Annotated in this window: 16 protein-coding genes; 12 read left to right on the forward strand and 4 right to left on the reverse strand. The window is 45.5% G+C overall.

Going from position 1 to position 23,698, the window contains the following annotated elements:
- Positions 1-2 precede the first annotated feature (2 nt).
- The 6 genes from RS891_RS13875 (at position 3) to RS891_RS13900 (ending at position 11,144) form a co-directional block, all read left to right on the forward strand.
- A complete protein-coding gene (locus RS891_RS13875; RefSeq protein WP_315795596.1) occupies positions 3-3,854 on the forward strand; it encodes an alpha-L-arabinofuranosidase C-terminal domain-containing protein in 3,852 nt (1,283 codons plus the stop codon).
- Between the two features lie 225 nt (positions 3,855-4,079).
- Positions 4,080-4,985 carry an ABC transporter permease gene (locus RS891_RS13880; RefSeq protein ID WP_090806028.1) on the forward strand — a complete coding sequence of 302 codons (906 nt, stop codon included), beginning with the start codon at positions 4,080-4,082 and terminating at the stop codon, positions 4,983-4,985.
- Positions 4,986-5,000: 15 nt separating this feature from the next.
- Positions 5,001-5,891: a carbohydrate ABC transporter permease gene (locus tag RS891_RS13885; RefSeq protein ID WP_113052243.1), complete on the forward strand. Its 891-nt coding sequence runs from the start codon at positions 5,001-5,003 to the stop codon at positions 5,889-5,891.
- A gap of 75 nt (positions 5,892-5,966) precedes the next feature.
- On the forward strand, positions 5,967-7,718 hold the full coding sequence (locus RS891_RS13890) for a sensor histidine kinase (RefSeq protein WP_113052242.1): 1,752 nt from the start codon (positions 5,967-5,969) through the stop codon (positions 7,716-7,718).
- Positions 7,719-7,722: 4 nt separating this feature from the next.
- The gene (locus RS891_RS13895; protein ID WP_113052241.1) at positions 7,723-9,381 is read left to right on the forward strand and encodes a response regulator transcription factor; all 1,659 of its coding nucleotides are present in this window, start codon (positions 7,723-7,725) and stop codon (positions 9,379-9,381) included.
- A 119-nt stretch (positions 9,382-9,500) separates the two neighbouring features.
- Positions 9,501-11,144 carry an extracellular solute-binding protein gene (locus RS891_RS13900; RefSeq protein WP_113052240.1) on the forward strand — a complete coding sequence of 548 codons (1,644 nt, stop codon included), beginning with the start codon at positions 9,501-9,503 and terminating at the stop codon, positions 11,142-11,144.
- A gap of 135 nt (positions 11,145-11,279) precedes the next feature.
- Here the strand turns inward: RS891_RS13900 and RS891_RS13905 are convergent, their stop codons facing one another.
- Together RS891_RS13905 and RS891_RS13910 are read right to left on the reverse strand one after the other, a co-directional pair.
- Entirely contained in the window at positions 11,280-12,890 is a 1,611-nt protein-coding gene (locus RS891_RS13905; protein WP_113052239.1) for a response regulator, read from the reverse strand.
- A complete protein-coding gene (locus RS891_RS13910; protein WP_258530566.1) occupies positions 12,871-14,622 on the reverse strand; it encodes a sensor histidine kinase in 1,752 nt (583 codons plus the stop codon). The genes RS891_RS13905 and RS891_RS13910 overlap by 20 nt, the downstream gene beginning before the upstream one ends.
- A gap of 335 nt (positions 14,623-14,957) precedes the next feature.
- Between RS891_RS13910 and RS891_RS13915 the strand changes: the two genes are divergently transcribed.
- From RS891_RS13915 to RS891_RS13925, 3 genes are read left to right on the forward strand one after another with little or no spacing between them, the layout of a single operon-like run.
- Positions 14,958-15,881 (forward strand): ABC transporter permease, encoded by a 924-nt coding sequence (locus RS891_RS13915; RefSeq protein ID WP_315795603.1) that lies wholly within the window; start codon positions 14,958-14,960, stop codon positions 15,879-15,881.
- Positions 15,882-15,921: 40 nt separating this feature from the next.
- Positions 15,922-16,818 carry a carbohydrate ABC transporter permease gene (locus RS891_RS13920; protein ID WP_231952759.1) on the forward strand — a complete coding sequence of 299 codons (897 nt, stop codon included), beginning with the start codon at positions 15,922-15,924 and terminating at the stop codon, positions 16,816-16,818.
- 39 nt (positions 16,819-16,857) lie between these two features.
- A complete protein-coding gene (locus RS891_RS13925) occupies positions 16,858-18,471 on the forward strand; it encodes a type 2 periplasmic-binding domain-containing protein (protein ID WP_113052238.1) in 1,614 nt (537 codons plus the stop codon).
- Between the two features lie 82 nt (positions 18,472-18,553).
- On the opposite strand, the gene RS891_RS13930 is transcribed toward RS891_RS13925, so the two are convergent.
- On the reverse strand, positions 18,554-18,817 hold the full coding sequence (locus RS891_RS13930) for a hypothetical protein (protein WP_063563578.1): 264 nt from the start codon (positions 18,815-18,817) through the stop codon (positions 18,554-18,556).
- A gap of 232 nt (positions 18,818-19,049) precedes the next feature.
- On the opposite strand from RS891_RS13930, the gene RS891_RS13935 reads away from it, so the two are divergent.
- Positions 19,050-21,086 carry a catalase gene (locus tag RS891_RS13935; RefSeq protein WP_397386915.1) on the forward strand — a complete coding sequence of 679 codons (2,037 nt, stop codon included), beginning with the start codon at positions 19,050-19,052 and terminating at the stop codon, positions 21,084-21,086.
- A 135-nt stretch (positions 21,087-21,221) separates the two neighbouring features.
- Here RS891_RS13935 and RS891_RS13940 read toward each other — a convergent pair whose 3' ends face one another.
- Positions 21,222-21,350, reverse strand: coding sequence for a DUF4023 family protein (locus tag RS891_RS13940; protein WP_036664828.1), 129 nt, complete (start codon positions 21,348-21,350; stop codon positions 21,222-21,224).
- Between the two features lie 207 nt (positions 21,351-21,557).
- On the opposite strand from RS891_RS13940, the gene RS891_RS13945 reads away from it, so the two are divergent.
- Positions 21,558-22,316, forward strand: coding sequence for a TrmB family transcriptional regulator (locus RS891_RS13945; RefSeq protein WP_113052237.1), 759 nt, complete (start codon positions 21,558-21,560; stop codon positions 22,314-22,316).
- A gap of 108 nt (positions 22,317-22,424) precedes the next feature.
- The gene (locus tag RS891_RS13950; protein WP_315795610.1) at positions 22,425-23,588 is read left to right on the forward strand and encodes an MFS transporter; all 1,164 of its coding nucleotides are present in this window, start codon (positions 22,425-22,427) and stop codon (positions 23,586-23,588) included.
- The last annotated feature ends 110 nt before the right edge of the window (positions 23,589-23,698 follow it).

Consider the following 23,698-nt stretch of genomic DNA (forward strand, 5'->3'; position numbering starts at 1 on the left):
AGATGACCACATTTCACCATCAACTAATCGCACACTATAAGTTTGAAGATGCAGCAGACATTGGCAAGGATAGTTCAGGAAACGGGCACGTTGGAATTGCCGCAGGAGAGAAATCACCCGACATTTCTGAAGTGAATGGCAGATGGGCGGTGACTTTTAACGGTGGATCGAACGGAACATCGTATTTGGAGTTGCCAACGAATTTACTGCAAAATGTAAGCGACAACACCGGAGTGACTGTTGCAGCATGGGTCCATTTGGGCAAGGGATCAAACGTGTGGGAGCGGATTTTCGACTTCGGTAAAGGCGAGAAAGGTCCCTATTTATTTTTGACTCGTCAGATGCGAGGCACGTTATATGCAGGCGATGATCTGGTTGTAGACCCGGGACGCGGATTTGTCAGCGGGGAATGGATGCATATTGCTTTATCGGTGGCAGGCAGTCAGGGCGGCACACGCAGCAGTGCGGGTCCGGTTGTATATGTGAATGGTGAGAAGGTGGCAGACGGTTCCATCAGTCAGACATCCAGTGGCAATTATGCCAAGCTGCGCAGATGGTTTGATTCGTTCGTGGACCCTGCGAATTATAGCCGCAATTATATTGGACGCTCTCAGTACGCGGCAGATGTGGATTTTTCAGGCTCACTGTCTGATTTTCGAATTTATCAGGCGGCTCTGTCCATGGATGAAGTGATCGAAGTCATGTGCGAGTCCCTGACGGATGAAGAGATTGTGAAGCTGGCTGGAGATAAATATTTGTCTGCTCCAGCCCGGATTATTACCAAAGATGTGTCCTTGCCTGTAGTTTTGCTTGGGGGCAAGGTAAACGTTCAATGGAATTCAAGTCAGCCTGAAGTTCTGTCACCGAATGGAAAGGTTCAACCTCTGAGCTCGGCACAGGAGATTCGTTTGAATGTGCTCTTAACCAAGGGTGGGAGTACCCTGAGCAAAAGTTTTGATGTGTCCGTTGTACCTGAACACCTTCCACCTTATACCGTGACAATCCATGGGGACCAGCAGGTGACGGATGTTAGTGAAGTGATGTACGGTCTGTTCTACGAGGATATCAACAATGCAGCAGATGGGGGAATCTATGCAGAGTTAGTTCAGAACCGTTCGTTTGAATCCTTTGCATTCGATACGTACTCGCATGACTCTGGGGAATGTGGTTGTTCGACAGGTCGGAACCGTGATCCTTTGTTTGCCTGGTCCGGGGATACCGAGAAAATGATCGTACAGAATACTGATGGAATAAACAATCATCTTAACGTGGAAGACCCGGAAGTGAATGCTTATTATGTAACGGTTCAGACTGGTGCCACGATTCGAAATCGCGGATTCTCGGATTCCAATCAGCATTGTGCCATGTCCATTAAAGAAGGGGAGGCATATGATTTCACCGTGTGGGCAAAGGCAGTATCCCCAGGTACAATTACGATTCAATTGCAGGATGGAAATGGTGCTGCCATCAGTGATTCAGCTATGCTGCGAGTTGAAGGAGGTAACACATGGAAGAAGTACGGGATCGCCTATTCTGATAACCGTGTCCTTGTGGCCAATGCGGAATTCAGCGGTCATGCAAGTGGCAGCCATGTGTTGACTCACCCCAGTTCGCCCAACATCACCCATTCGAACGTGACCCTGACTGGAACGGAGACCGCGCTGGGGCAATTGGCACTTACCTTTGAAGGAGACATTTCCATAGACATGGTGTCGTTGATTCCGCAGGATGTATGGGGAGCCGATCCGAAAGAGCTGGGAGTATCCTCTTCAGCGCATGCCAACTATACCGGGAATCCGAACTATCGACTTAGGAAAGATCTGGTTCAGGCCCTTGTCGATCTGCATCCAAAGTTTCTGCGTTTTCCGGGGGGATGCATTTCCGAAGGTTCGTTTATTTGGGACAATGTGTATGACTGGAAGGATTCGGTGGGAGCGGTGGAGCTCCGCAAAGAGAACTATAACGTCTGGGGTTACATGATGACGATGGGTCTCGGGTATATGGAGTATTTCCAACTGGCAGAAGATTTGAATGCTGCTCCGGTACCGGTCATGGCCTGTGGCGTTCTGTGCCAGGCTCGTTCGGATTACGCACACCCGGCGGGTGGCGCTTTGAGGGATTACTATATCCAAAACTTTACAGACCTGATCGATTTCGCGCTCAGCACGGATATTAAACATAACGAATGGGCTGCCATCCGAAGCAGCATGGGACATCCTGAACCATTCGATTTGCGTTATATTGGCGTAGGCAATGAGAACTGGGGAACTGAATTTTTCGCCAACTTTGAAGTATTCAAGACGTCAATTGATGATTATATGAAACGTCATTATCCTGATCATGAACTTCACATCATTTCGACAGTTGGAGCCCAAGCAGACGATGATGCATACCAACAGGGATGGAAATTCCTGAGCGGTAATCTGACTGGATCAGCTCAGGTGGCTTTTGCAGATGGCAAAGAGGTAATTGAGGAGACGGTCACTTGGTATGAGAATCAGGATAACTATATGGATACCATTGCGGATGAGCACTACTATCGCTCCAATGACTATTTGCTGAACAACGTGGATCGGTACAACTATTATGAGCGGGCTTATCATGAAGACGGCAGTATGGATTGGACGGAGACATCCAAGGTATTTGTGGGAGAATATGCATCCACGGACAAAAATACACTGGCAGGTGCAATCGCAGAAGCGGCGGTCATGACGGGTTTTGAAAATAATGCGGACGTTGTTCGCTTGGCTGCCTATGCGCCATTGTTCAACAAAGTACTGACGGACGGCACCTATCGCTGGACGCCGGACTGCATCTGGTTTGATGATGAAACGGTGTGGTACACACCGAATTACTATGTGCAGCAGCTTTTTGCCAAGTATGTGGGCGAGCAGGTGCTGGGCACTTCATTTTCAACGTACAGCAAGGGTCAACCGATGGAACTCATTCCACGTGGCGGCATCGAGATTGCGACAGGTAATGCTGACATTGTGGTGGAACGGATTACGGTCACATCGAACCAGGATGGCAGCGTGCTGTTTACAGAAGATTTCAGGGAGCAGACAGCTCTGAGTGAAGCGTGGAATTGGATTCCGGGATCGGCAGGATACACGCTGGAGACGGGGAAAGGATTGATTTTGAAAGCCCAGGCAAACGGCTTGAATGGGTTGTATCTTCTGAACGATGAATGGTCGAATTATAAAGTGGAAGTAGAGGTTCAGCGCATAGCGGGTGAGGATGGCTTCACCATCGGTGTGGGATTGACGGATAGTTCACCTGATAAAAAGGATGCCATTGAATACGCAATCGGATATGGCGGCAATGCAACGGGAGTCAAAGTATACAAACAAGGTGTAGAAGGCTACACTCTGGGTGACTATTCTTCCAGTTCAGCGGCAGGTAATCTCCGGGCAGCCAACTATGAACCGCTGGCGAACGATACGAATTATACGATTACGGTCAATTATGGTGGTGAAACAGGGAAGAATCTGATCTGCTCTTATACCGATGGTCATACGACTAGCAGAATTCTGGATTACAAACTGGAAGCGTACAACCGGGACGTATTCCATTCCGTTACAAGAGACGAGCAGCATGTGTATGTGAAACTGGTGAACGCAGATGGGGTGGACAAAGCAACCCAAATTTGCCTTCAGAATCTGATCGTTACCTCTGTTGCGAGATTGATAACACTTGGCGGAGATGAAGAATTGCTACATGTGCCTAATGTGAATCAGAAGAATGATGAGAAAATTGTTCCACAAGAACAAGTGATACATCTGCAGGAGGATTCGGTTGTCTTGCAGCTTCCTGCAAATTCGGTCAATGTACTGGTTATGGATGTCCAGCGATAATTATCTAAGTTGAACCAATAATTTTCACACAAAGTCACTGCGTGGTCAGAACCATCTTCCGATTGCTGTTATACCCAGATATATATGTTGCACCAAAAAACCGCGATACTCGCGGTTTTTTGGTGTTCCGGGAAGAGGGTCAACAAAAGATACCTAAAGTAAATAGCCTACACTATTTCCGGTTCCTGACGGATTCTATAATGAGTTTGAAGGAGGAGACAGCTTATGCGTTCCAACTACAGACAATTTATACGAAACGTTCCGCTTCATCTCATGATATTGCCTGGACTGATCATCATTATTGTATTCGGTTACATTCCGATGGCGGGACTCTCCATTGCTTTTCAGAATTTCTCTCCCATTGCCGGATTCAAAAATATGAACTGGGTCGGCCTGGACAATTTCAGGTATCTGTTCGATCTGCCTGGGTTCGGACAGGTCGTATGGAATACCGTATTTATTTCCGCCATGAAAATTGTGTCCGGTTTGGTCATTCCGGTACTTGTGGCCCTGCTGCTGAACGAGGTGCGCAAAACAGGCTTTAAACGAACCATTCAGACGGTTATCTATATGCCGCATTTCTTTTCCTGGGTCATTTTGGCTGGAATCATTGTGGATGTATTATCCCCCAGTACCGGAATCGTAAATATGCTGCTTAAGGCAGTGGGTGTAGAACCGGTTCAATTTCTGGCCAGTAACGAATGGTTTCCTTACATACTCGTCATTACGGACCAATGGAAAGAATTCGGATTTGGCACGATTATATATTTGGCCGCACTGACAAACATTGATAAATCCCTGTATGAAGCATCTGTTATGGATGGAGCAGGAAGATGGAAGCAGACCTGGCATATTACGCTGCCTGGCATTCGTCCAATCGTGATTCTGATGGTTACACTGAGTCTGGGTAACGTACTTAACGGTGGTTTTGACCAAGTGTTCAACCTCTACAATCCGCTGGTCTATGAATCCGGAGATATTCTGGATACGATGATTTACCGGATCGGCTTGCAGGATGCACAGTACTCCGTATCAACCGCATTGGGGCTCATCAAATCAGTGGTTTCGTTTATCTTTATCGGGCTTGGCTATTTCCTCGCCTATCGATTAGCCAATTATCGGATTTTCTAGAAAGGAGGCAAGAACATGCATCACGCTTCGAGAGCCTATCGTTGGTTTCTGGGAATGAATTATGTCATCCTGACCCTTCTTGCCTTGCTATGCCTGTTTCCCATTGTGAACATTCTGGCAATTTCGTTTAGTTCGAGTGATGCAGTCAAGGCGGGGAGTGTGACATTCTGGCCGGTGGACTTCACCTTTTCCTCGTATAAATACATTCTCGAAAATCAGCAGTTTCTAAATTCATTCGGTACAAGTCTTCTCCGTGTGGTACTCGGAGTTGCGACCAATCTGATTTTCACGATTCTTGTAGCCTATCCACTCTCCAAAGAGGCAGCGAAGTTTCGTTCCAGAACGTTCTATGCGTGGATATTTGTCTTTACCATGCTGTTCAGTGGAGGATTAATCCCGGGTTATCTGATCGTCAAAGAAGCAGGTCTGTTGGATTCGATCTGGGCCCTGATCTTACCGGGAGCGGTTCCGATCTTCAATGTGTTGCTTATGCTGAATTTCTTCCGAGGTTTGCCAAAGGAGTTGGAAGAGGCGGCTTGGATGGATGGTGCTGGCCATTTCCGCACGCTATGGAGCATTTATCTTCCTATTTCATTGCCCAGTATCGCAACCATCACATTGTTTGCCATGGTGGGACACTGGAACGCCTGGTTTGATGGCATGATCTATATGAAAAGTCCGGAAGGTTATCCACTAGCCACGTATCTGCAATCGATGCTCCAGCAAGTGACGATGATCCAGAGTGAAATGATGACCCTTGAGGATGCGACACTGTTAAGTCAGGTGTCGGATAGAACGACCCAGGCATCCCAAATCTTTTTGTCCGTGATACCCATTCTGCTCGTGTATCCGTTCCTGCAAAGGTATTTCGTTCATGGACTTGTTGTCGGTAGTGTAAAGGGATAAGATCGATGGAGGAAAACCAATGGGAGGAGCCGATTTCCGGCTCCTTTTTGCCGTTGAGGAGAGGAGTGTAGTGAAATGAGATTCACATGGGGGAGATGGAAAAATGCATCCATCGTCGTCAAACTGATGATTGCCTTTGTGCTCGTCATTCTGCCCTTATATGGGATCAGTATTATGATCACGCATACCAGCTCCAAGCAAATGCAGACGGAAGTGGAGAAGGCGCATGAATCAAAGCTTTATTTTTACCACAATCATCTGCAATTTGAATTGGAGCGAATGAGTGGACTTGTTACCGAATTTTCATTCGATGAAACGATGTCCACCCTAAGTACACGAGCTGCAATTATGGGCAGATATGAGGTGACTTCCAGTCTCAATAATATACATAACAAGCTGGGGCAGATCATGGTGACGAGTCCCTATATCAGCGATGTTGTGTATTATGTTCCGGCTCTGCATAAACGGGTCAGCGCGGTGGACGGAATTCGCAATGTGGAGGATACAGAATGGAAGGATCTGCTGGCGACCATGGGCAATCTGAATGGTGAGTTGTCTTATTCGGATAACAATCTTTATTTTCTCAAAAGCAATCCGTATAACATGAATCATGAGGAACCGCCCAATTTTATATTAGGCATACGTTTGTCTGCGGAAGAACTGAAGCACAGATTGCAGCAGCTCGCGGAAACGGGAGGCAGTGATATTACACTGAGCTTCGGTGAGCAGCACAATGTGGTCATTTCTTCTTCTGATAAACCTGTATCGGCAGCACAATTGCAGCAGGTATCACCGGAATCACCAGAATCCATGCAAGTGACGAGATTTCAGTCCGATCCATATCTGTATTATTCGCTTTATGATCCTGATCACTCGTTCACGCTGACAGCCAGCATCCCTAATGATGTGCTCCAAGCTCCCCTGGAACAATATAACCTGTGGCTGTGGACATTGACGCTTATCTCAATCATTATCATTATGATCTTCTCCTTTTCAATCTACAGGTCAATTCACAAGCCGTTATCTGTGCTCATTCGCGGGTTCAGAATGGCGGAGCAAGGTCAGACAACTATTCATATTCCGCAATCCAGACGAGATGAATTTGGTTATTTATACTCTCGCTTCAACCACATGATAGAACGCTTACATATTTTGATTGATGAAAATTATGTTGCCCGGATTCGAACAAGCGAGGCAGAACTCAAACATTTGCAGTCCCAGATTCAGCCTCACTTTCTATATAACAGTCTGTTCAGCATCAAACAAATGGCCGAGGTCGAGAATGTTGAATTGATTCAGGAATTTACCGACTATTTGGGTCAATATTTCAGGTATATGTCCAGGGATTCTCATTCTGAGGTTTCGCTCGGTGAAGAGGTGGAACACGCCTTAGTCTATGCTTCTATTCAGAAAATCCGATTTGGCTCAAGAGTCCAACTGCAATTGGAGGAACTGAGTAGGGAGTACCGAGACATCGCCATTCCCCGAGTCATTATTCAGCCGATTGTGGAGAATGTCTTTGAACATGCCCTTGCCAAGCGCAGTCAGGGAGGGATTCTGAAATTATCCTATCAAGTGGACCACCAACAGTTGTCCATTCGGATAGAGGATGATGGCGATCATTTAACGGAGGAAATTCTGAGTAGCCTGCAAGTATCCTTTCAGGAATCTGCGAACCAGAGGCATGGGAATGAAGAGATTACAGGACTGATGAATGTGAATCAACGTTTAAGGATCAAGTTTGGGACAGGCTATGGCCTTTGTGCGCAGCGCAGTGAGTTGGGCGGTTTATGCATGATATTAAATATTCCATGGAGACAGGAGTAGTCGTATGCAGCGGATGTTAATTGTAGATGATGAACCGGTTATTTTGGATGGTCTTTATGCTTTTTTTCAAAAAGCGGATTTTCACGATATGGAGATCATTAAGGCATATTCTGCCTTTGAAGCAATCGAGTGGTTGAATTCCGTTAAAATCGATATCGTACTCAGCGACATCTGCATGCCTGGCATGGATGGCATGGAGCTGATCGAGAAGATTATGGATCGTTGGCCACGATGTAAAGTTCTGTTGCTGACAGGTCATAACGAATTTGATTATGCACATCAAGCGATACGCAACCCTTGTGTTGTGGATTACCTGTTAAAGACAGAAGGCATGAGTCATATTCGTGCAGCGGTAGAGCGGGCTTTAACACAAATATCGGAGGAAAATGATTTCCGTTACCAACATGCCTGGTTTCGCAGCAAGCTGCCCAGAGCGCTGCCGCAGCTGCAAAGACAGCTGCTGCTGGATCTCCTAAAACGAACGGAAAGACATGATATCGCCTCGCTTCAGGAAGAATTGGATGCAGTCCAGTTACCTTTCATGTCGAATGAGTCGGTAATCCCGATCATCATACGGGTTGAGGAGTGGAACAACTATCAATCCCATTCGGACCGGAGTTTAATTCGCTATGCGGTTGCCAACGTTGCAGAGGAACTGCTTCAGGATAAGGCCAAGGTCAAAGCTATTGATCTGGATTATCAGGTGATTGCCTGCTTTGTTCAGCCCAAGGCTCAGCCATCGAGCTTCCATACAGGACAGCAGGAGAAGTGGGAACAGACACTGCGTTTTGTCTATGGAACGCTGGAGTCTGTGCAGCAATCCTGTGCGGATTGTCTGAATCTGTCCGTCTCCATTATGGTGAGCGAACAGGCGGTGGAGTGGATGGAGTTAAGTCAGGCCATTGCACAGCTGCGCCTGTCGATCCATGAGGGCCCTGGACTTGGGATGGAGAAGCTTCTTCGGGTCAAAGTACAGCATGATTCGCCTTACATCCCCAATATTTTGAATCAGCAGAGTGTTGCCAGTCTTCATCTGGATCAGATCAGGCAGCGCGTTACATCAGGGGATCGGGAGTGGATGGAGTCATTTCACAAGTGGACAGAGGCTTCAAAAGAAGGACTTCAAGATCCATTCTTTCGAATGAGAATCTATTCAGGTGCAGGTAATGGACTGATGGAGCTTCTTCATGAACTGGGCTTGTATGAATCAGCAATGGAGGAAATTGCGTTATCTCGAATGCTTCATTTTAATATCCATACGCCTTGGTCTGATCTGGTCGTTTTCTATCAATCGGCTTATGAATGGATCATCTCCAAAAGAAGTGTTACTCGCATCCATGATCAGTCGCAGATTCTCGTCACTATTCATCATTATATCAAGCATCATCTGGAGGATGACCTTTCACTAACCCGAATTGCACAGGAGGTTTCCCTCAATCCGTCATATCTATCCCGTTGGTACAAACGTATTACTGGCAAAGGCATATCCGACTATATTCATGAACGGCGCATCGAGCGCAGCAAGGAATTACTTCTCGGCTCTACCTGCAAAATGCATGAAATATCCGCCAAGGTTGGATTTAGTGATCAGCACTATTTTTATCGTTTCTTCAAAAAGGCCACCGGCTGCACACCACAGGAATATCGGGATCAAAAAAGTTAGATCAAGTATGAAATGGTAAATCAAAGATACCAGATGTCAACGGGGTACACTCGAGGTGATAGCGCTTTCTTTATACAATAAAATTATACCTCGCTGGAGGAATAAAAAGGGGGATTCGCATGAACACGTCATTAAAGAAATTCTCATTGTTAACGTTAACCATGGTTCTGGCAACCACGCTTGCAGCCTGTTCATCGGGTACGGGAAGTGCTGAGAATGAAGCCCAACCGAACACACAGCAGGATGCCGGAGGTCCGCTTACGAAGTATGATCCACCCATCAAATTAACATCAACCATGAATGAAACCGGGAAAGAGTCGCTTGCTGAGGGAGATACACACGCCAATAACATTTGGACCAGAGGATACAAGGACGAGCTGGGGATCGATGTCACCTATGACTGGATTGTCCCGGATGCCAATTATAACGATAAAATGAACGTCACCCTGGCTAGTGGCGATTTGCCTGATGTTCTGAAAGTAAGTGCTGTGCAGTTTGAACAGCTGCATGAAGCGGGGATGCTGGAAGATTTGACCGAAGTCTATGATAAGTACGCATCCGATCTGGTCAAGGAATTTATGTCTGCTGAGGATGGAGCAGGTTTGAAGCCAGTGACCAAGGAAGGCAAGATATACGCAATGGTCAGTTTCCCAGGCTCGCTGGATTCCTCAGATATGATCTGGATTCGTCAGGATTGGTTGAAGAAGGTCGGACTTGAAGCACCAAAATCGATGCAGGACGTTATCAAAATTGCCGAAGCCTTCACCTTTGAAGATCCGGACGGAAATGGCAAAGATGATACGTATGGAATTGCGCTCAACAAGGATTTACCAATTAATGCGTTCCTGCTTGGTTATCATGGTTATCTCGAAACCTGGATCAAGGATGCTTCAGGTCAGGTTGTGAATGGAACCATTCAGCCTGAGGTGAAGCAAGGATTACACGAACTGCAAAATCTGTATTCAAAGGGTGTTCTCGACCCTGAGTTTGGTGTTAAGGATTTTACGAAGATGATGGAAGATGTGAATGCAGGCAAATCAGGCATGTTCTTTCTACCACAATGGGCACCATTTCAGGTTAGCAGCATGATCAAGAAGGATAAGAATGTGGACTGGCTTCCTTACCCGGTTCAATCGATCGACGATCAACCTGCCAAAACGCAGAATCACTTAAGCTTGGGCGGCATATTTGCCGTACGTAAAGGCTACGAGCACCCGGAAGCATTGATCAAGCTGCTGAATTTTCAGGCAGAGAAAATGTTCGGTGAGTCGGCCAAGGAAGAGCGTGCTGCGTATTTGAACGGCTTGACCGGACTTGGTTTTCATAATGCGACTGTATCCAATCTGCCTGCCAACAAAAACGTGAAGGCACAGGATGAGGTCGAGCAGGCGCTCAAAACGGGAGATACATCCGGATTAGAGCTTGAAGCGAAGCTGTTCTACGATGATATTATGGATTACCGCAATGGAAATCTGGATAAGTGGCATATGGAACGTATTTTTGGACCGGAAAGCTCGCAAGGCGTCATTAAATATTATCGGGATAACGATCTCATTGTCATGAATGAATTTATCTACGCCCCAACGAGAACCATGAACACGAAACAGGCAACCCTGGATAAACTGCGCGCTGAGACGTTTCTGAAAATCATCTACGGCAACCTGTCTATTGACGAGTTCGACAATTTTGTTGCAAATTGGAAAAAGCTTGGTGGTGACCAGATCACTCAGGAAGTGAATGAAGTCATTAATACGAATAAGTAAAGTGCAGTAAAAGAGCAAATGCCACCCTGCGTGCGATACGCAGAGTGGCATTTTTTAGCGAAAACATATAAATCAGAGGAATCACACTCATACAATTAAAGTATAAGCTTTTAATTCTCCGCTAGGGTACCCGGGTCATCCGGTCTCATGTGAGCCTTCTTTCTGCTTCTTGCGATATTCATTGGGGCTGCAGCCCATCTCTTGCTTAAACAGTTTGGTGAAGTGAGAGTAATTGGTATAGCCAACATTTCCAGCAATGGTATGCACCGATTGTGCGGTGGTCTCCAGCAAATGTCGGGCCGCCACAAGACGGGTATGGATGACATAATGGCCCAGTGAAATGCCCATCTCTTTCTTAAACAACCTTGCCAGATAATCCGGATTCAGATAGACCATCTCTCCCAGGTTATTCCTCGTTAAATCTTCTCCGTAGTGCGTGCGTATATAATGGGTAATCTCATGTACAACTGACTTCGGCTGCTCGGCAACATTCAGATATTCCGCAGCCGTATTAACCAGGTAGGCAATGTAGGATTGCATGTCTTCAATTGAATGCAGAGATTGCATGAATAATTGATCGTTTGTTTTGCCCATATACAGCTTGTGCACTTCGATCTCCTTACTTTTCAACTGGGCATACACAAGTTGTACCAGATCAAGACGTAGCAGACTTAGAACGGCGGTACCCACCACACCTTCACGCACCAGTTGATGCATATAACGACCCGTTTCATCCAGAAACGCCTGAAATCGATTTTCATTTAACAATTTCTCCAGCAATCCCAGATCAGGCGGTGTGTAATTCAACTCGGGTCTATTATAGTTTTCAAGTAAAAAGGTTTGGTTACGATGTTTAATTCGTTCTTCATTCATAAGCAACAACTCGTTGATGGTATGACGAATCTGACCCAGTGGTAGAGAGAATCCGATACTACAGCAAACATCGGACTTTAGGTAATTATTAACCTCGGGGATGAACAAACCACACATGGATTCGATCAGCTGTGCATCCGGCGCTCCGTTCCATTTTAGAATAATCATCCAGTTATGATCCTTGATCTCGATAATGGCTTCAATGGAGAACAACGTGTTCTGGAACCGCTCAACCATTACATTCAAACACGCGTAATCGAACAGATTCTTGTCCGTCTTGCCCAGCGTATGATCGTACGGAAAAAGGTTAACCAGAATAGGAAGAAACAGATCGGTTATTTCATAAGGCAGATTTTGTTCTGTCAAAAAGGCAGAGACGTTGGTCGGGCCGGAAGGAAAAGCTTTACCGGAGATTAGCCTGCGCCAGCTGTCCTCAATCAGTTTGCTTCGGTTTTTCTGCCAGAGCTCACCCTCATGAATGGCTTTCTCAATGAATTGCTGGTCGCGGGCTTTGGCAACCGCCTTTTGAATAATAAGAGTTAACTTGTCAAATTCAATAGGCTTCAGAAAATAATCAAAGCTTTGCAGCTCAATTGCTTTCTGGGCATAGTTGAAATCGGCATAGTTGGTCAGAAATATCGTCTGTACATTATGCGATTCCTCCCGGACCCATGCGAGTAATTCCAGCCCGCTGCCCTGGGGCATCTCAATATCACATATGAGAATCTGTACGGGATGATTTTGCAAAACTTCCTTGGCCTGCGCAATATTGTAGGCGGTGAATATTCTATGGATCCCCAATGCCTTCCAATCAATTTTCTTTTCCAAAGCCATGACAACAAAGTAATCATCATCAACCAGCAATGCATTCATGGTTTGTCACCTCTCCCGGAGTATCTGAATTTAGTATCATTTTAGGCAAGGAAAGCGTGATCCGAGCGCCACTTTCGTCGTTTGCAAACGTAATATTTGCTTCATCTCGATATAACAACTCCAAACGTTGGATGGTATTCATAATGCCGATCCGGTTACCGCCAGTTTGTTCCAGCGCTTCTCCACGCATCAGAGCGTCAAGCACATCCGGGCTGAAGCCTGGTCCTGTATCCGAAATCTGGATGAGTACATGATCGCCATTTTCCTGTCGTTGTTCCGTCACGGACAAAGTAATACATAGTTCCCGGTCCCGAGAGACCCCATATTTGACTGCATTTTCGATGAATGTCTGAATGACAAGTGGGGGCACGGCGATGCCCGTGATGACCTCAGGCTGTTCGATTCGATAGGAAAAAGCGTCGCGGTAACGCGACTTCTGGATGTCCAGGAACGTTCTCACATGTTCAATTTCATTCTCCAGAAGAACGAAATTCTCTCCACTCTGAAAGATATATCGGAAATATCGGGACGTAGCCATGGCCATGCTCTCAATTTCTTCGTACATCTGCATCTGTGCCATACTGTACATGCTCGTCAGACAATTCAGGAAAAAGTGGGGCTTAATCTGTAATTTCATATAATCCAACCGTATTTTTTGTTTCTCCAATTCCTGCTCGTAGCGATCGATCTTGAACCGTTTAATCTGGCCCACCAGTTCCTTAAACTGTGCATTGACCTGCTCCAGTTCCATAATCCGGCTGCTCTTGAAGTCTGTCGCTTCGTCCCCTTCGTTAATACGCGCCAGGTTTTTGGAGAATCGCTGAATGGGAACAAGCAGATTTCTTCTGAAAAACATGATGATTGCGCTTAACGTGGAGGTCACGATCAGAAAAAGCAGCATAATGAGCAGCTGAGCGACCATGATTTTCTCGAATGCGCCAAACTTGATGGCCATATGTACGCTGAATGCCGCATTGGAAAAGTCGCTGCTGACAATGTTATGAGACTGGAACAGATCGAGAAACGAATGTCTCTCTTCTGGTATGTGATCCCCGCCGGCAGGTCCGGAAAGTTGTACTCCATTCTCATCTACCAGAGAGGCGTACCCGTTGGCACCCAGATTAATCTGCTGGAGAGGGGCGATCAGTTCATCTGCGGATATCAAGGCAACAAGATAACGGTTGTAGTACGGCACAATATTGATAAGATAAGAAGTGCCATTCACGTGAATTGGTGTCCAATGGGAATAGAACTTCTCATATACACCTTTATCACGGGTAAGCGTAATGATCTGCTTTTTAACTTCTGAATAATCCGAATAGGAGATACTTATTGGTGCGCAGTTGAGGAAATATTCACTATTCTCCAAATAATAAAAGAAATTGTATGACTGCCCGTAGTTTCGCTGTAGTTCGGCGAAGAGCAAATGTAGTTTCTCGTTGGCCTTCAGGAACGGAATACTGTTCACGCCATATGTATTCATGTTGTCGAGATTCTCGTCATTGGCCAGTGTCCACCCCATGAAATGGTTAATGTACGCAAAATCGTGATTAATGCGATTGATGTACAGATCGGCTGCATCCTGCAAGTATTGGGTGGATTGCTGTTTGACCATGGAGATGGAAGCAATGCTGATCACGAGATCCAAGATGAGCACGACAAAAGAAATGACGAACATCATGCGGATATAATGCCGGATGGGGTAGGGTTTGATGGTGTTCAGGTTTGCCATGGAACAATGCACCACTTTCTTGATTGCTTGGTTATGAATACGCTTTAATATCTCAGGAATAGTATAAAACCTTTATCTAAAAAAAACATAAAGATTTGCATCTTTTGATTCGGAAGTCCGGATTACACACACGAAAGTCTGGATAACGATATGATTTTTGCTCGTAAGCATCTTGGTTACTTGTAAAGTTCATGGATGGAACTATAGAGGTCCGAATAACGTCCTTAGCGGTCCGATAAACCCAATGTGAAGCAGTTTATACTGAAGCTATTCCAGAGATGACAGGTCCTACGGGAGAGCAGCATCAGTATATTTACAGGAGGGAAGGAAGAACCATGAGGACCAATCCACTTTATATTGGAAGAACGCTGGAGAGAATCAGGCGAAACTGGGGCCTTTACGTTTTGCTTTTTCCAGCGGTTCTGTTGACACTTTTATTTGCCTACAAGCCGATGTACGGCGTATTAATCGCCTTTAAGGACTATAGTCCGGCGCTTGGGATCGGAGACAGCCCTTGGGCTGGATTCAAATACTTTGAGAAATTCTTCAAATCCTATCAATTCACCAACACGATACGTAACACACTTGTGATCAGTCTGTACAGCTTGGCTACTTTTCCGATCCCAATTATGCTTGCATTACTGGTAAACCAGATGAGAGCAGGAAGGTTCAAGAGGTTTTTTCAGACAGTCTCCTATATGCCTCACTTTATCTCAACGGTAGTTATGGTCGGGTTGATGCTGATCCTGTTCTCGCCAAGTACAGGACTTGTTGGTAATATGTATCAGCTGTTTGGAGCACAAGCACCGGACTTAATGGGTTCATCAGCTCTGTTCAGCAGTGTGTATGTATGGTCTGACGTGTGGCAGCATGTCGGTTGGGACAGCATTATCTACATTGCCGCACTGTCTGCCGTAGACCCAAGCCTCTATGAAGCGGCCAAAGTTGATGGGGCAAGTCGATGGCACAAGGTTCGTTATATCGATATACCGATGCTGCTGCCGACTGCTATTACGCTGCTTATTCTGCGGGTAGGCGGATTACTCGGAGTAGGATTTGAGAAGGTTTATCTGATGCAAAACGACTTGAACATTCTCTCAAGTGAAATTCTGTCCACTTATGTATACAAAATCGGGTTACTGAGCAGCCAATACAGCTTCTCCTCAGCGATAAACCTGTTTAATACCGTCATTAATTTCATTTTGCTTATTCTGGTCAATCAGTTGTCCAAGAAATACAGTGAAAACAGTCTATGGTAGGGGGGAGACAAACAAGATGAGTGTTATGGAACCGGCAGCAATGACCAGAACTCCCCGTACAAAACGTCGATCACGTGTTACGGTTGCAGAAGTTGTGCTGTATGCCTTTGCTGTTCTTTTTCTAATTGCTATCATTTATCCGATCTATTTTATTGTCATCGCCTCGTTCAGTGATCCTTCATCTGTGGCTAACGGACAGGTGTGGGTTTTCCCTAAAGGTTTTACGCTGGAAGGGTATAGGGAACTGCTGCGACACGAGAACATCTGGATTGGATATCGAAATACCATTCTATACACGGTGGTAGGAACGCTCTTCGGGCTTGTTGTTAATATTTCGGCGGCCTATGCCTTATCGAGAAAAGATCTGGTCGGACGCAAATTTTTCTCGCTGTTCTTTATATTCACGATGTTCTTCAGCGGGGGATTGATCCCAACTTTTCTGACGATTCGCGACTTCCATCTGTACAACACGTTCCTCGTAATGGTGCTCCCGTTCTCCGTGGTCGTGTTCGACATGATCGTTGCCCGGACATTTTTCCAGACCAGCATTCCGGGAGACTTATGGGAAGCGGCCCAGATCGATGGCTGTGGTAACTTGCGGTATTTCGTACTGATCGTATTACCGTTGTCCAAAGCAATCATCGCAGTCCTCGGACTATGGATTGCAGTAGGGTATTGGAACTCCTATTTTAACGCCCTGATTTATCTGAAAGACCCGAATCTGTATCCGCTGCAATTGATTCTGCGCAATATACTCATCACAAATCAGATGCAGTCCGGCATGGGCACAGGCGAAGCAGCACAAGTAGCCCTGCGTCTTGCCAATTTGATGAGATATTCCGTTATTATTATCGCTACAATTCCAATCATGTGTGTGTATCCGTTCATCCAAAAGTATTTCAATCAGGGGGTGATGATCGGCGCAGTGAAGGAGTAAGTCAGGTTGAATTTCATTACGAATCGAGGGGGTTCCCAAATGGGGAAAAAGATAGGCAAGAAGTTATTTACCAAAATGAGCAGCGTGCTTCTCGCGTCGGTCATGTTGGTCAGTGTTGTTGGTTGTAGTAGCGGGAATGGTAGTGATCCTGCCGAAACTACAGTATCAAGCGATTTTAATCAGGAAGGACTGCCTATTGTCAATAAACCGGTCACACTTAAGGTGCTGACGGTTCGTTGGGGGAATATGGGCGACACCTTTACTCAGAATCAATGGCTCAAGGATTTGGAAAAGGATTCCAATGTAAAAATTGAGTGGCAGGTCATGTCCTCCAATGACTGGGGTGAACAGAAATCCATTATGCTTGCCAGTGGTACGCTCCCGGATATTATCTTGGGTGACCAGGTGTTCAGCGACTCCGACATTGTTAACAACCTGAGCTATTTCCGTCCACTGGATGAGTACATTGACTCGTATATGCCCAACTTGAAGGCGGCTATGCAAGAGACGCCAGACATGAAGAAAATCAGCACGTTCCCTGATGGCAAAATCTATTCCATGCCAACAAGACTGCCTGCCCGTCCGAAGAGCCGGAATCAGCCTGTAATCAATAAGGCTTGGCTTGATAAGCTGGGGCTGAAAGCACCAACGACTACGGAAGAATTGTATCAGGTGTTGAAAGCGTTTAAGGAAAAAGATCCGAACGGAAATGGAAAACAGGATGAGATTCCGTACACGGAAACGGGGCTGAATGTGGACTTCCTGAATCCATTCGGAATTACTGACATTAATGCCAGCAGTATGATTGTGCAGGACGGTAAACCGGTCTTCTTCCCAACGACCGATGCCTATAAAGAAGCTCTTATTTATACACACAAGCTGTATTCAGAAGGTCTGATTGATCAGGAACTGTTTACACAAGACAATACAATGACATCAGCCAAATGGCAAAATGCAGACATTCCAATCGTCGGCTTTAGCAACCAATGGACGCCTGATGCCGTGTTTGGCAAGTGGAGCGACCAATATGAAGCGATTGCACCTATTGCCGGACCTGATGGCAAACGCTATCAGCCAGGGGATCCTGGCGGCATGAATCTGGCCCGTAATGAACTGCTCATTACAAGTTCATGTACTGTTCCTGAAGTAGCCGCACGCTGGGCAGATCAGTTCTATTCCAACGAAGCCAGCATTCAGAATTTCTGGGGTGCGATCGGAACTGTAATTGAGAAAAATGATGATGGCACATACACGTTGATGGACCCGCCGGCAGGCACCAGCGCCGATGCTTGGTACTGGGATCAATCCTTGCGTGATTTCGGACCCAAATATGTAAGCCCTTCCTTTGAAGAGAAAATTAAGCTTAATCCGAAGGCTGGTGACGGACTCAAGCTGGAAATCGATCAGTTGGGAAGTGCCGATGTAACGACACCTTATCCGAAGGTTATGTACAATGCAGAAGAGTTCCAAGAGCTGCCAACATTAACGACGGATATTGACGGTTATGTAGCAACGATGCGTGCCCAGTGGGTAACCAAAGGCGGCATCGAGGAGGGCTGGGATGCTTATATCAAAAAGTTGAATGATATGGGACTTGAACAGTTACTGACCATCCGTAATAATGCCTTCGAACGTTATATGAACGTCAAATAGAGTGGAGTTCAGTCACATAATTCATTGAATAAATAACAAACAGGTGCGCTTCCTTATTGAAGGAGGGCACCTGTTTGTTCGCTTATGATCTGCGTTTCAACAATAAAACACCACTGATGCTCGATGTTTTTTTGCTGTAGACCACTTTAAAACCAATATCATTGTCCAGCAAACAGTTTAAGGCATTAATCAGCAATGCACCACGCACCAGTGTGAAGGTACAAGGGGACGTGTTCCCAATCACACGTACACTTCTGATTCGGCGTGCAGAACCGGGAACGAGCGGATTTCTGGACCAATAGATCAGTACCAAATCCGGTTGTGGAACAGCTTTTACACTAGCCATCCTCATCATCTCTTTTCTATTAGATTCTTTATAGTAAATGAAAAGCAGATTCAGAAGGTGCTAGACAGAAGACGCGATATTTAATAAATGGACAATCACCAGAGATGCCTCATGGCAAAGCTCATGCAATTCGTATTTGTAGTCACACACGGGATTTGCATCAAAGTATGGTATACCGGGCAATCATAAGTGTTCTTCCAGTCCCATACATATAATGCTGGAGGTGATTGGAATGAGCAAGGAACCCATGGATGAGAACAAAAAGATAGAGCAGCGAAATGCCTTTCTTCGGGATAATAACGGCAAAGAAATGTCCTCCAACGAAGGGATTAAAATATCGGATGACAGCAACTCGCTAAAAGCTGGGGATCGCGGGCCCACGCTGCTTGAAGATTTTCTGATGCGTGAGAAACTGTCTCACTTTGATCGGGAACGCATTCCGGAGAGAGTTGTGCATGCACGGGGATATGGAGCCTACGGTGAATTTGAGTTATATGAGTCACTTGAAGAGTTAACAATGGCTCATTTTCTTCAGGATCCCGGTGTGAAAACACCGCTATTTGTTCGTTTTTCCGAGGTAGCAGGCTCCAAAGGAGTGAACGAAACGAATCGGGATGTGCGTGGGTTTTCAGTAAAGTTTTATACCGATGAAGGCAATTTTGATCTGGTCGGGAACAATATTCCGATCTTCTTCATTCAGGATGGGATCAAGTTTCCTGATCTGATTCATGCCTTGAAGCCGGAACCTAATAATGAAATTCCACAAGGCTCCACTGCGCACGATACTTTCTGGGATTTTATTGCAAATAATCAGGAGTCGGCAGCGATGGTCATGTGGATTATGTCGGATCGCACAATACCGCGAAGCTTTCGAATGATGCAGGGATTTGGAGTACATACCTTCAGGCTGGTGAACAAAGAAGGTAAATCCAGATTCGTGAAATTTCATTGGCGGCCGGTACTTGGTATGCATTCTTTTGTGTGGGATGAGGCGCAGAAGCTGGGCGGAGCGGACCCCGACTTTCATCGCAGGGACCTGTGGGAGAATATCAATGCAGGTAACTTTGCTGAGTTCGAACTTGGAATACAGGTGCTGGAGGAAGCGGATGAGTTCAAGTTTGATTTTGATATTTTGGATGCAACGAAATTATGGCCAGAAGAAGACATTCCGGTACGAATCATTGGCAAAATGACGATTAACCAAAATGTCGAGAATGTATTTGCGGAAACGGAACAGTCGGCTTTCCATCCTGGCAACATTGTACGTGGTATTGATTTCAGTAATGATCCACTGCTTCAAGGCCGGCTATTCTCGTATACGGATACACAATTGGCAAGGGTGGGCACGAATTATCAGGAATTGCCGATTAATCGTCCCGTGTGCCCTGTACATAACAACCAGAGAGACGGAGCTTCCCGTTACACCATTGATCGGGGAAGAGTCGCCTACCACGAAAACTCTCTTGCCAACAATTCTCCTTATACTGTTCCCGGTGCCAAAGGAGGCTTTGTAACCTATCCTTCCACCGTGCAAGGTCTTAAGGAACGGAAAACAGCACCCAGCTTCCTGGATCATTTCTCGCAAGCACGTTTATTCAGGAACAGCATGACAGACGTGGAAAGGAGTCATATCATTCAGGCACTCACGTTTGAGCTCGGAAAGGTAAAGGATGTTTCGATTCGTCAACAGGTCGTTGATATGTTAGGAAATATCAGCTCAGAGCTGGCGAACATTCTGGCCCGCGAACTTGGAGTCGCTGTACCGAACGTGCTTGAATCCACAGTGACAAAAATCTCCCCTGCGTTAAGTATGTCCAATACCGTGTTTTCTCCCAAAACGCTACGCGTCGGGGTGATTGTCGGTGAAGGATTCGATGGTCCGAGCACACAATACATTTTGGATGAGCTTAAGAGCGCGGGACTACGTCCAGTCATTGTTCATGAAAGACAAGGTGTGGTCCATGGAACGGGTGGTGTGGGGTTGAAGGTGGACGACAGTTTTTTGACCGGGTCACCTTTGGTATATGATGGGTTATTCATTGTTGGAGGACAGAAGGAAGATGATTATTTTCAAAAATACACCCGGTCCTATGCCATTGAAACATACAATCATTTTAAACCGATAGGAGCTACACCGGTGGGGGCAGTACTGATTCAGCCAGTCGGCATTATCGGCAAACCTGGTGTCATTGTTGAGCAGCAACCTGCGGCTTTTGCAGATCAATTCATTCAAGCAATGACCCAACAACGCTTCTGGAATCGAACGTAGCAGGCAGGGTGCCTTCAAACAAGCGGATCTCAAATAAAAAGAAAAGGACCTCACTAGAGATCCTTTTTCTTTTTTTCTTGTGCCTGAAAAAATAAGAGCGCTATTTCCCTAATTTGCTTCAATTGATTATTGCCCTTACTTATTGGTGCTATGCTGTTTCGCCGGCAGTTTATCCGTTGGTGTACCTTTACCATTGTTTTTGTTATGCCGTGCCTTTTCGGCGTTCTCATTCACTTTTTTTACAAAATCATGGGTGCTCTCCATGTTTAAGCAAACCTCCTTCAAAAAATCAAAATGTGCAGCCTGAATCTTAATATAACCATTGGGAGGTCATTATATTTGGATGCTCCACTCTGACCGTAATATCATTACGATTAGAAAGAAACGACGGTGGGATAAACTGGACATGGGAAGTTCAGGCGTCTAAACTGTATAGAACGATACAAAAGAAAAAGGAGCCCGAATCGAACCATGTTGCAGAAATTCGGTTTTACACAATATGAAAGTCAGGTATATGAGGCCATATTTGCACAGGATGCACCGCTCGATGCCACATCCATTGTTAATTACTCCAATGTACCCAAGGCCAAGATATATGAAGTGCTTAATCGGCTTATTGATAAGGGTACCGTCCTAACAACCATGCATGGAAAGAAAAAATTGTATATGGCAGTTGATCTTCAGTCCATTATCCTCAAAATAAGGGCTGACTTTGAGAAGGATATTGAGGAATTAAAGACATATAAAATCAAACGTACATTCACAGATGAACATATCTGGACATTGAAGGATGCATCATCCATTGCATCAAATATTGAACAGCTTATTGAGGAAGCGGATTCATCTATCCTTTTTCTGGCCTGGAACGAGCAAATGGAAAAGTACAGGGAGCTTCTGGAGCAAAAAGAAGCTGAAGGTGTACATGTAGAGGTCCTGGCTGTAGGAGGAATGCAAACTTCTCTAGCCCATAAATATTCGTTAATACCTATGCTTGAGGATAGTAATCTTGAGCCCTCGCAGCTAATCATTGTTGACCATGGTTATCTTTTGTTTGCAGGAATCGAACATGATTCCTGGAAGGCTATCAAGACAACGTCCAAACCAATTGTTAAAGCAATGACGGATTATTTCTATCATGACGTCGCTCTTACTCAAATCACCAAAAAATATGGTGACCAGCTGCTTCAAGATGAAGAAATTGCACGTCTGCTGGCACGATTAATTTATTAATATGATGATTCCAAAGCTATTCTTTCTGTTGAGAATAGCTTTTTTGTATTGAAATCTTCTCTTGATTAAGTTACTATCGTAGTTGTAACTTTCGAGGGGGATTCAAAAATGAATAAAAAAGTATATGTCCTGGCAATCGCAGCATTTGTGGTTGGTACCGTTGAACTCATTTTAGGCGGCATTCTGGACTTGATCGCGACAGATCTTCACCTGACTTTGGCAAAAGCCGGATATTTAATTTCCATCTTCTCACTTGTCTATGCGCTATCTGCGCCTATTTTGTTGAATATGACGGCCAGATTCGAACGTAAAAAAGTATATATGTGCACTTTATTCGTTTTTCTAATCAGCAATCTGATCTCTGCGTTCAGTGCCAATTTCTATATGCTCCTGGCAGGCAGAGCACTGGGGGCCGCGACGGGATCTCTGATTTTTGTCCTGTCTCTGACGCTGGCAGCCCGTATTGTAGAGCCCCAGTATAAAGGGCGTGCTGTGGGAATTATCACGATGGGAGGAAGTGCTTCACTGATCCTGGGTGTACCTATCGGAATCTTTGTGGGTAACCTGGCCGGATGGCGTGAAGTGTTTATGTTAATCGCAATTCTGACTGCAGTGGTCATGGTTGCCATTGGCATTGCCATGGATCGTGTGCAGCCGATTCCGGCAGTGCCCCTGAAGAAGCAGCTTACTGCTCTATGGAACCCGAAAATGCTGGCAATCCATGTTACAACATTGCTTGTGCTCGCAGGACATTTGACGTTATATGCCTATTTCACACCATTTCTCCAGGAAGCGCTGGGAGCCAGCTCAACAATGGTCACCTTTATCTATATGATGTTTGGTATTGCTGCTGTAGCAGGCGGCGGGATCGGCGGCATATTATCAGATCGCTTACACCCAGCCCAAGCCATTATCATCGTGCTGATACCCTTTATTATAAGTATGGCGGTAATTCCGTTTAGTACCGGCTTGCCTTTGATTGCTTTCTTGATTCTGCTAAGTATCTGGAGTGCATTAAGCTGGACTGTTACCCCGGTACAAAATAGTCTGATTATCAAAACCTCTCCGGCAACGGCTGAAACGTTAATTAGCACCAATTCAGGAATTGCACATGCAGGTATTGCTCTCGGAACCTATATTGGCGGCGTAGTTATCGATCATTCGTCCATTATGTATACAGGATGGGTGGGATCGGTTCTGATCCTGATGGGTCTGGTGTCGGCAGTTTACGCAATTAATCGCAAAGAGCAAACGGTTCAGGCAGTTGGTTAATGCATTCATTTAAAAGTTGTCTATGTAAACTGCTCGATATTGTTTTACTTCAACAAACCTCTGTGATCCAAAAATTATTGGATCACAGAGGTTTTTTTAATAACATTAGG

The sequence above is a fragment of the Paenibacillus sp. BIC5C1 genome (genome assembly GCF_032399705.1).
GTDB lineage: Bacteria > Bacillota > Bacilli > Paenibacillales > Paenibacillaceae > Paenibacillus > Paenibacillus taichungensis_A.

Bases quoted from the DNA above. Each gene is read 5' to 3' on its own strand.
- RS891_RS13900 (WP_113052240.1), top strand. From the start codon at position 9,501: ATGAACACGTCATTAAAGAAATTCTCATTGTTAACGTTAACCATGGTT.
- RS891_RS13920 (WP_231952759.1), top strand. From the start codon at position 15,922: ATGACCAGAACTCCCCGTACAAAACGTCGATCACGTGTTACGGTTGCA.
- RS891_RS13905 (WP_113052239.1), bottom strand. From the start codon at position 12,890: ATGAATGCATTGCTGGTTGATGATGATTACTTTGTTGTCATGGCTTTG.
- RS891_RS13910 (WP_258530566.1), bottom strand. From the start codon at position 14,622: ATGGCAAACCTGAACACCATCAAACCCTACCCCATCCGGCATTATATC.
- RS891_RS13940 (WP_036664828.1), bottom strand. From the start codon at position 21,350: ATGGAGAGCACCCATGATTTTGTAAAAAAAGTGAATGAGAACGCCGAA.
- RS891_RS13945 (WP_113052237.1), top strand. From the start codon at position 21,558: ATGTTGCAGAAATTCGGTTTTACACAATATGAAAGTCAGGTATATGAG.
- RS891_RS13885 (WP_113052243.1), top strand. From the start codon at position 5,001: ATGCATCACGCTTCGAGAGCCTATCGTTGGTTTCTGGGAATGAATTAT.
- RS891_RS13925 (WP_113052238.1), top strand. From the start codon at position 16,858: ATGGGGAAAAAGATAGGCAAGAAGTTATTTACCAAAATGAGCAGCGTG.
- RS891_RS13890 (WP_113052242.1), top strand. From the start codon at position 5,967: ATGAGATTCACATGGGGGAGATGGAAAAATGCATCCATCGTCGTCAAA.
- RS891_RS13875 (WP_315795596.1), top strand. From the start codon at position 3: ATGACCACATTTCACCATCAACTAATCGCACACTATAAGTTTGAAGAT.
- RS891_RS13915 (WP_315795603.1), top strand. From the start codon at position 14,958: ATGAGGACCAATCCACTTTATATTGGAAGAACGCTGGAGAGAATCAGG.
- RS891_RS13935 (WP_397386915.1), top strand. From the start codon at position 19,050: ATGAGCAAGGAACCCATGGATGAGAACAAAAAGATAGAGCAGCGAAAT.
- RS891_RS13895 (WP_113052241.1), top strand. From the start codon at position 7,723: ATGCAGCGGATGTTAATTGTAGATGATGAACCGGTTATTTTGGATGGT.
- RS891_RS13930 (WP_063563578.1), bottom strand. From the start codon at position 18,817: ATGGCTAGTGTAAAAGCTGTTCCACAACCGGATTTGGTACTGATCTAT.
- RS891_RS13880 (WP_090806028.1), top strand. From the start codon at position 4,080: ATGCGTTCCAACTACAGACAATTTATACGAAACGTTCCGCTTCATCTC.
- RS891_RS13950 (WP_315795610.1), top strand. From the start codon at position 22,425: ATGAATAAAAAAGTATATGTCCTGGCAATCGCAGCATTTGTGGTTGGT.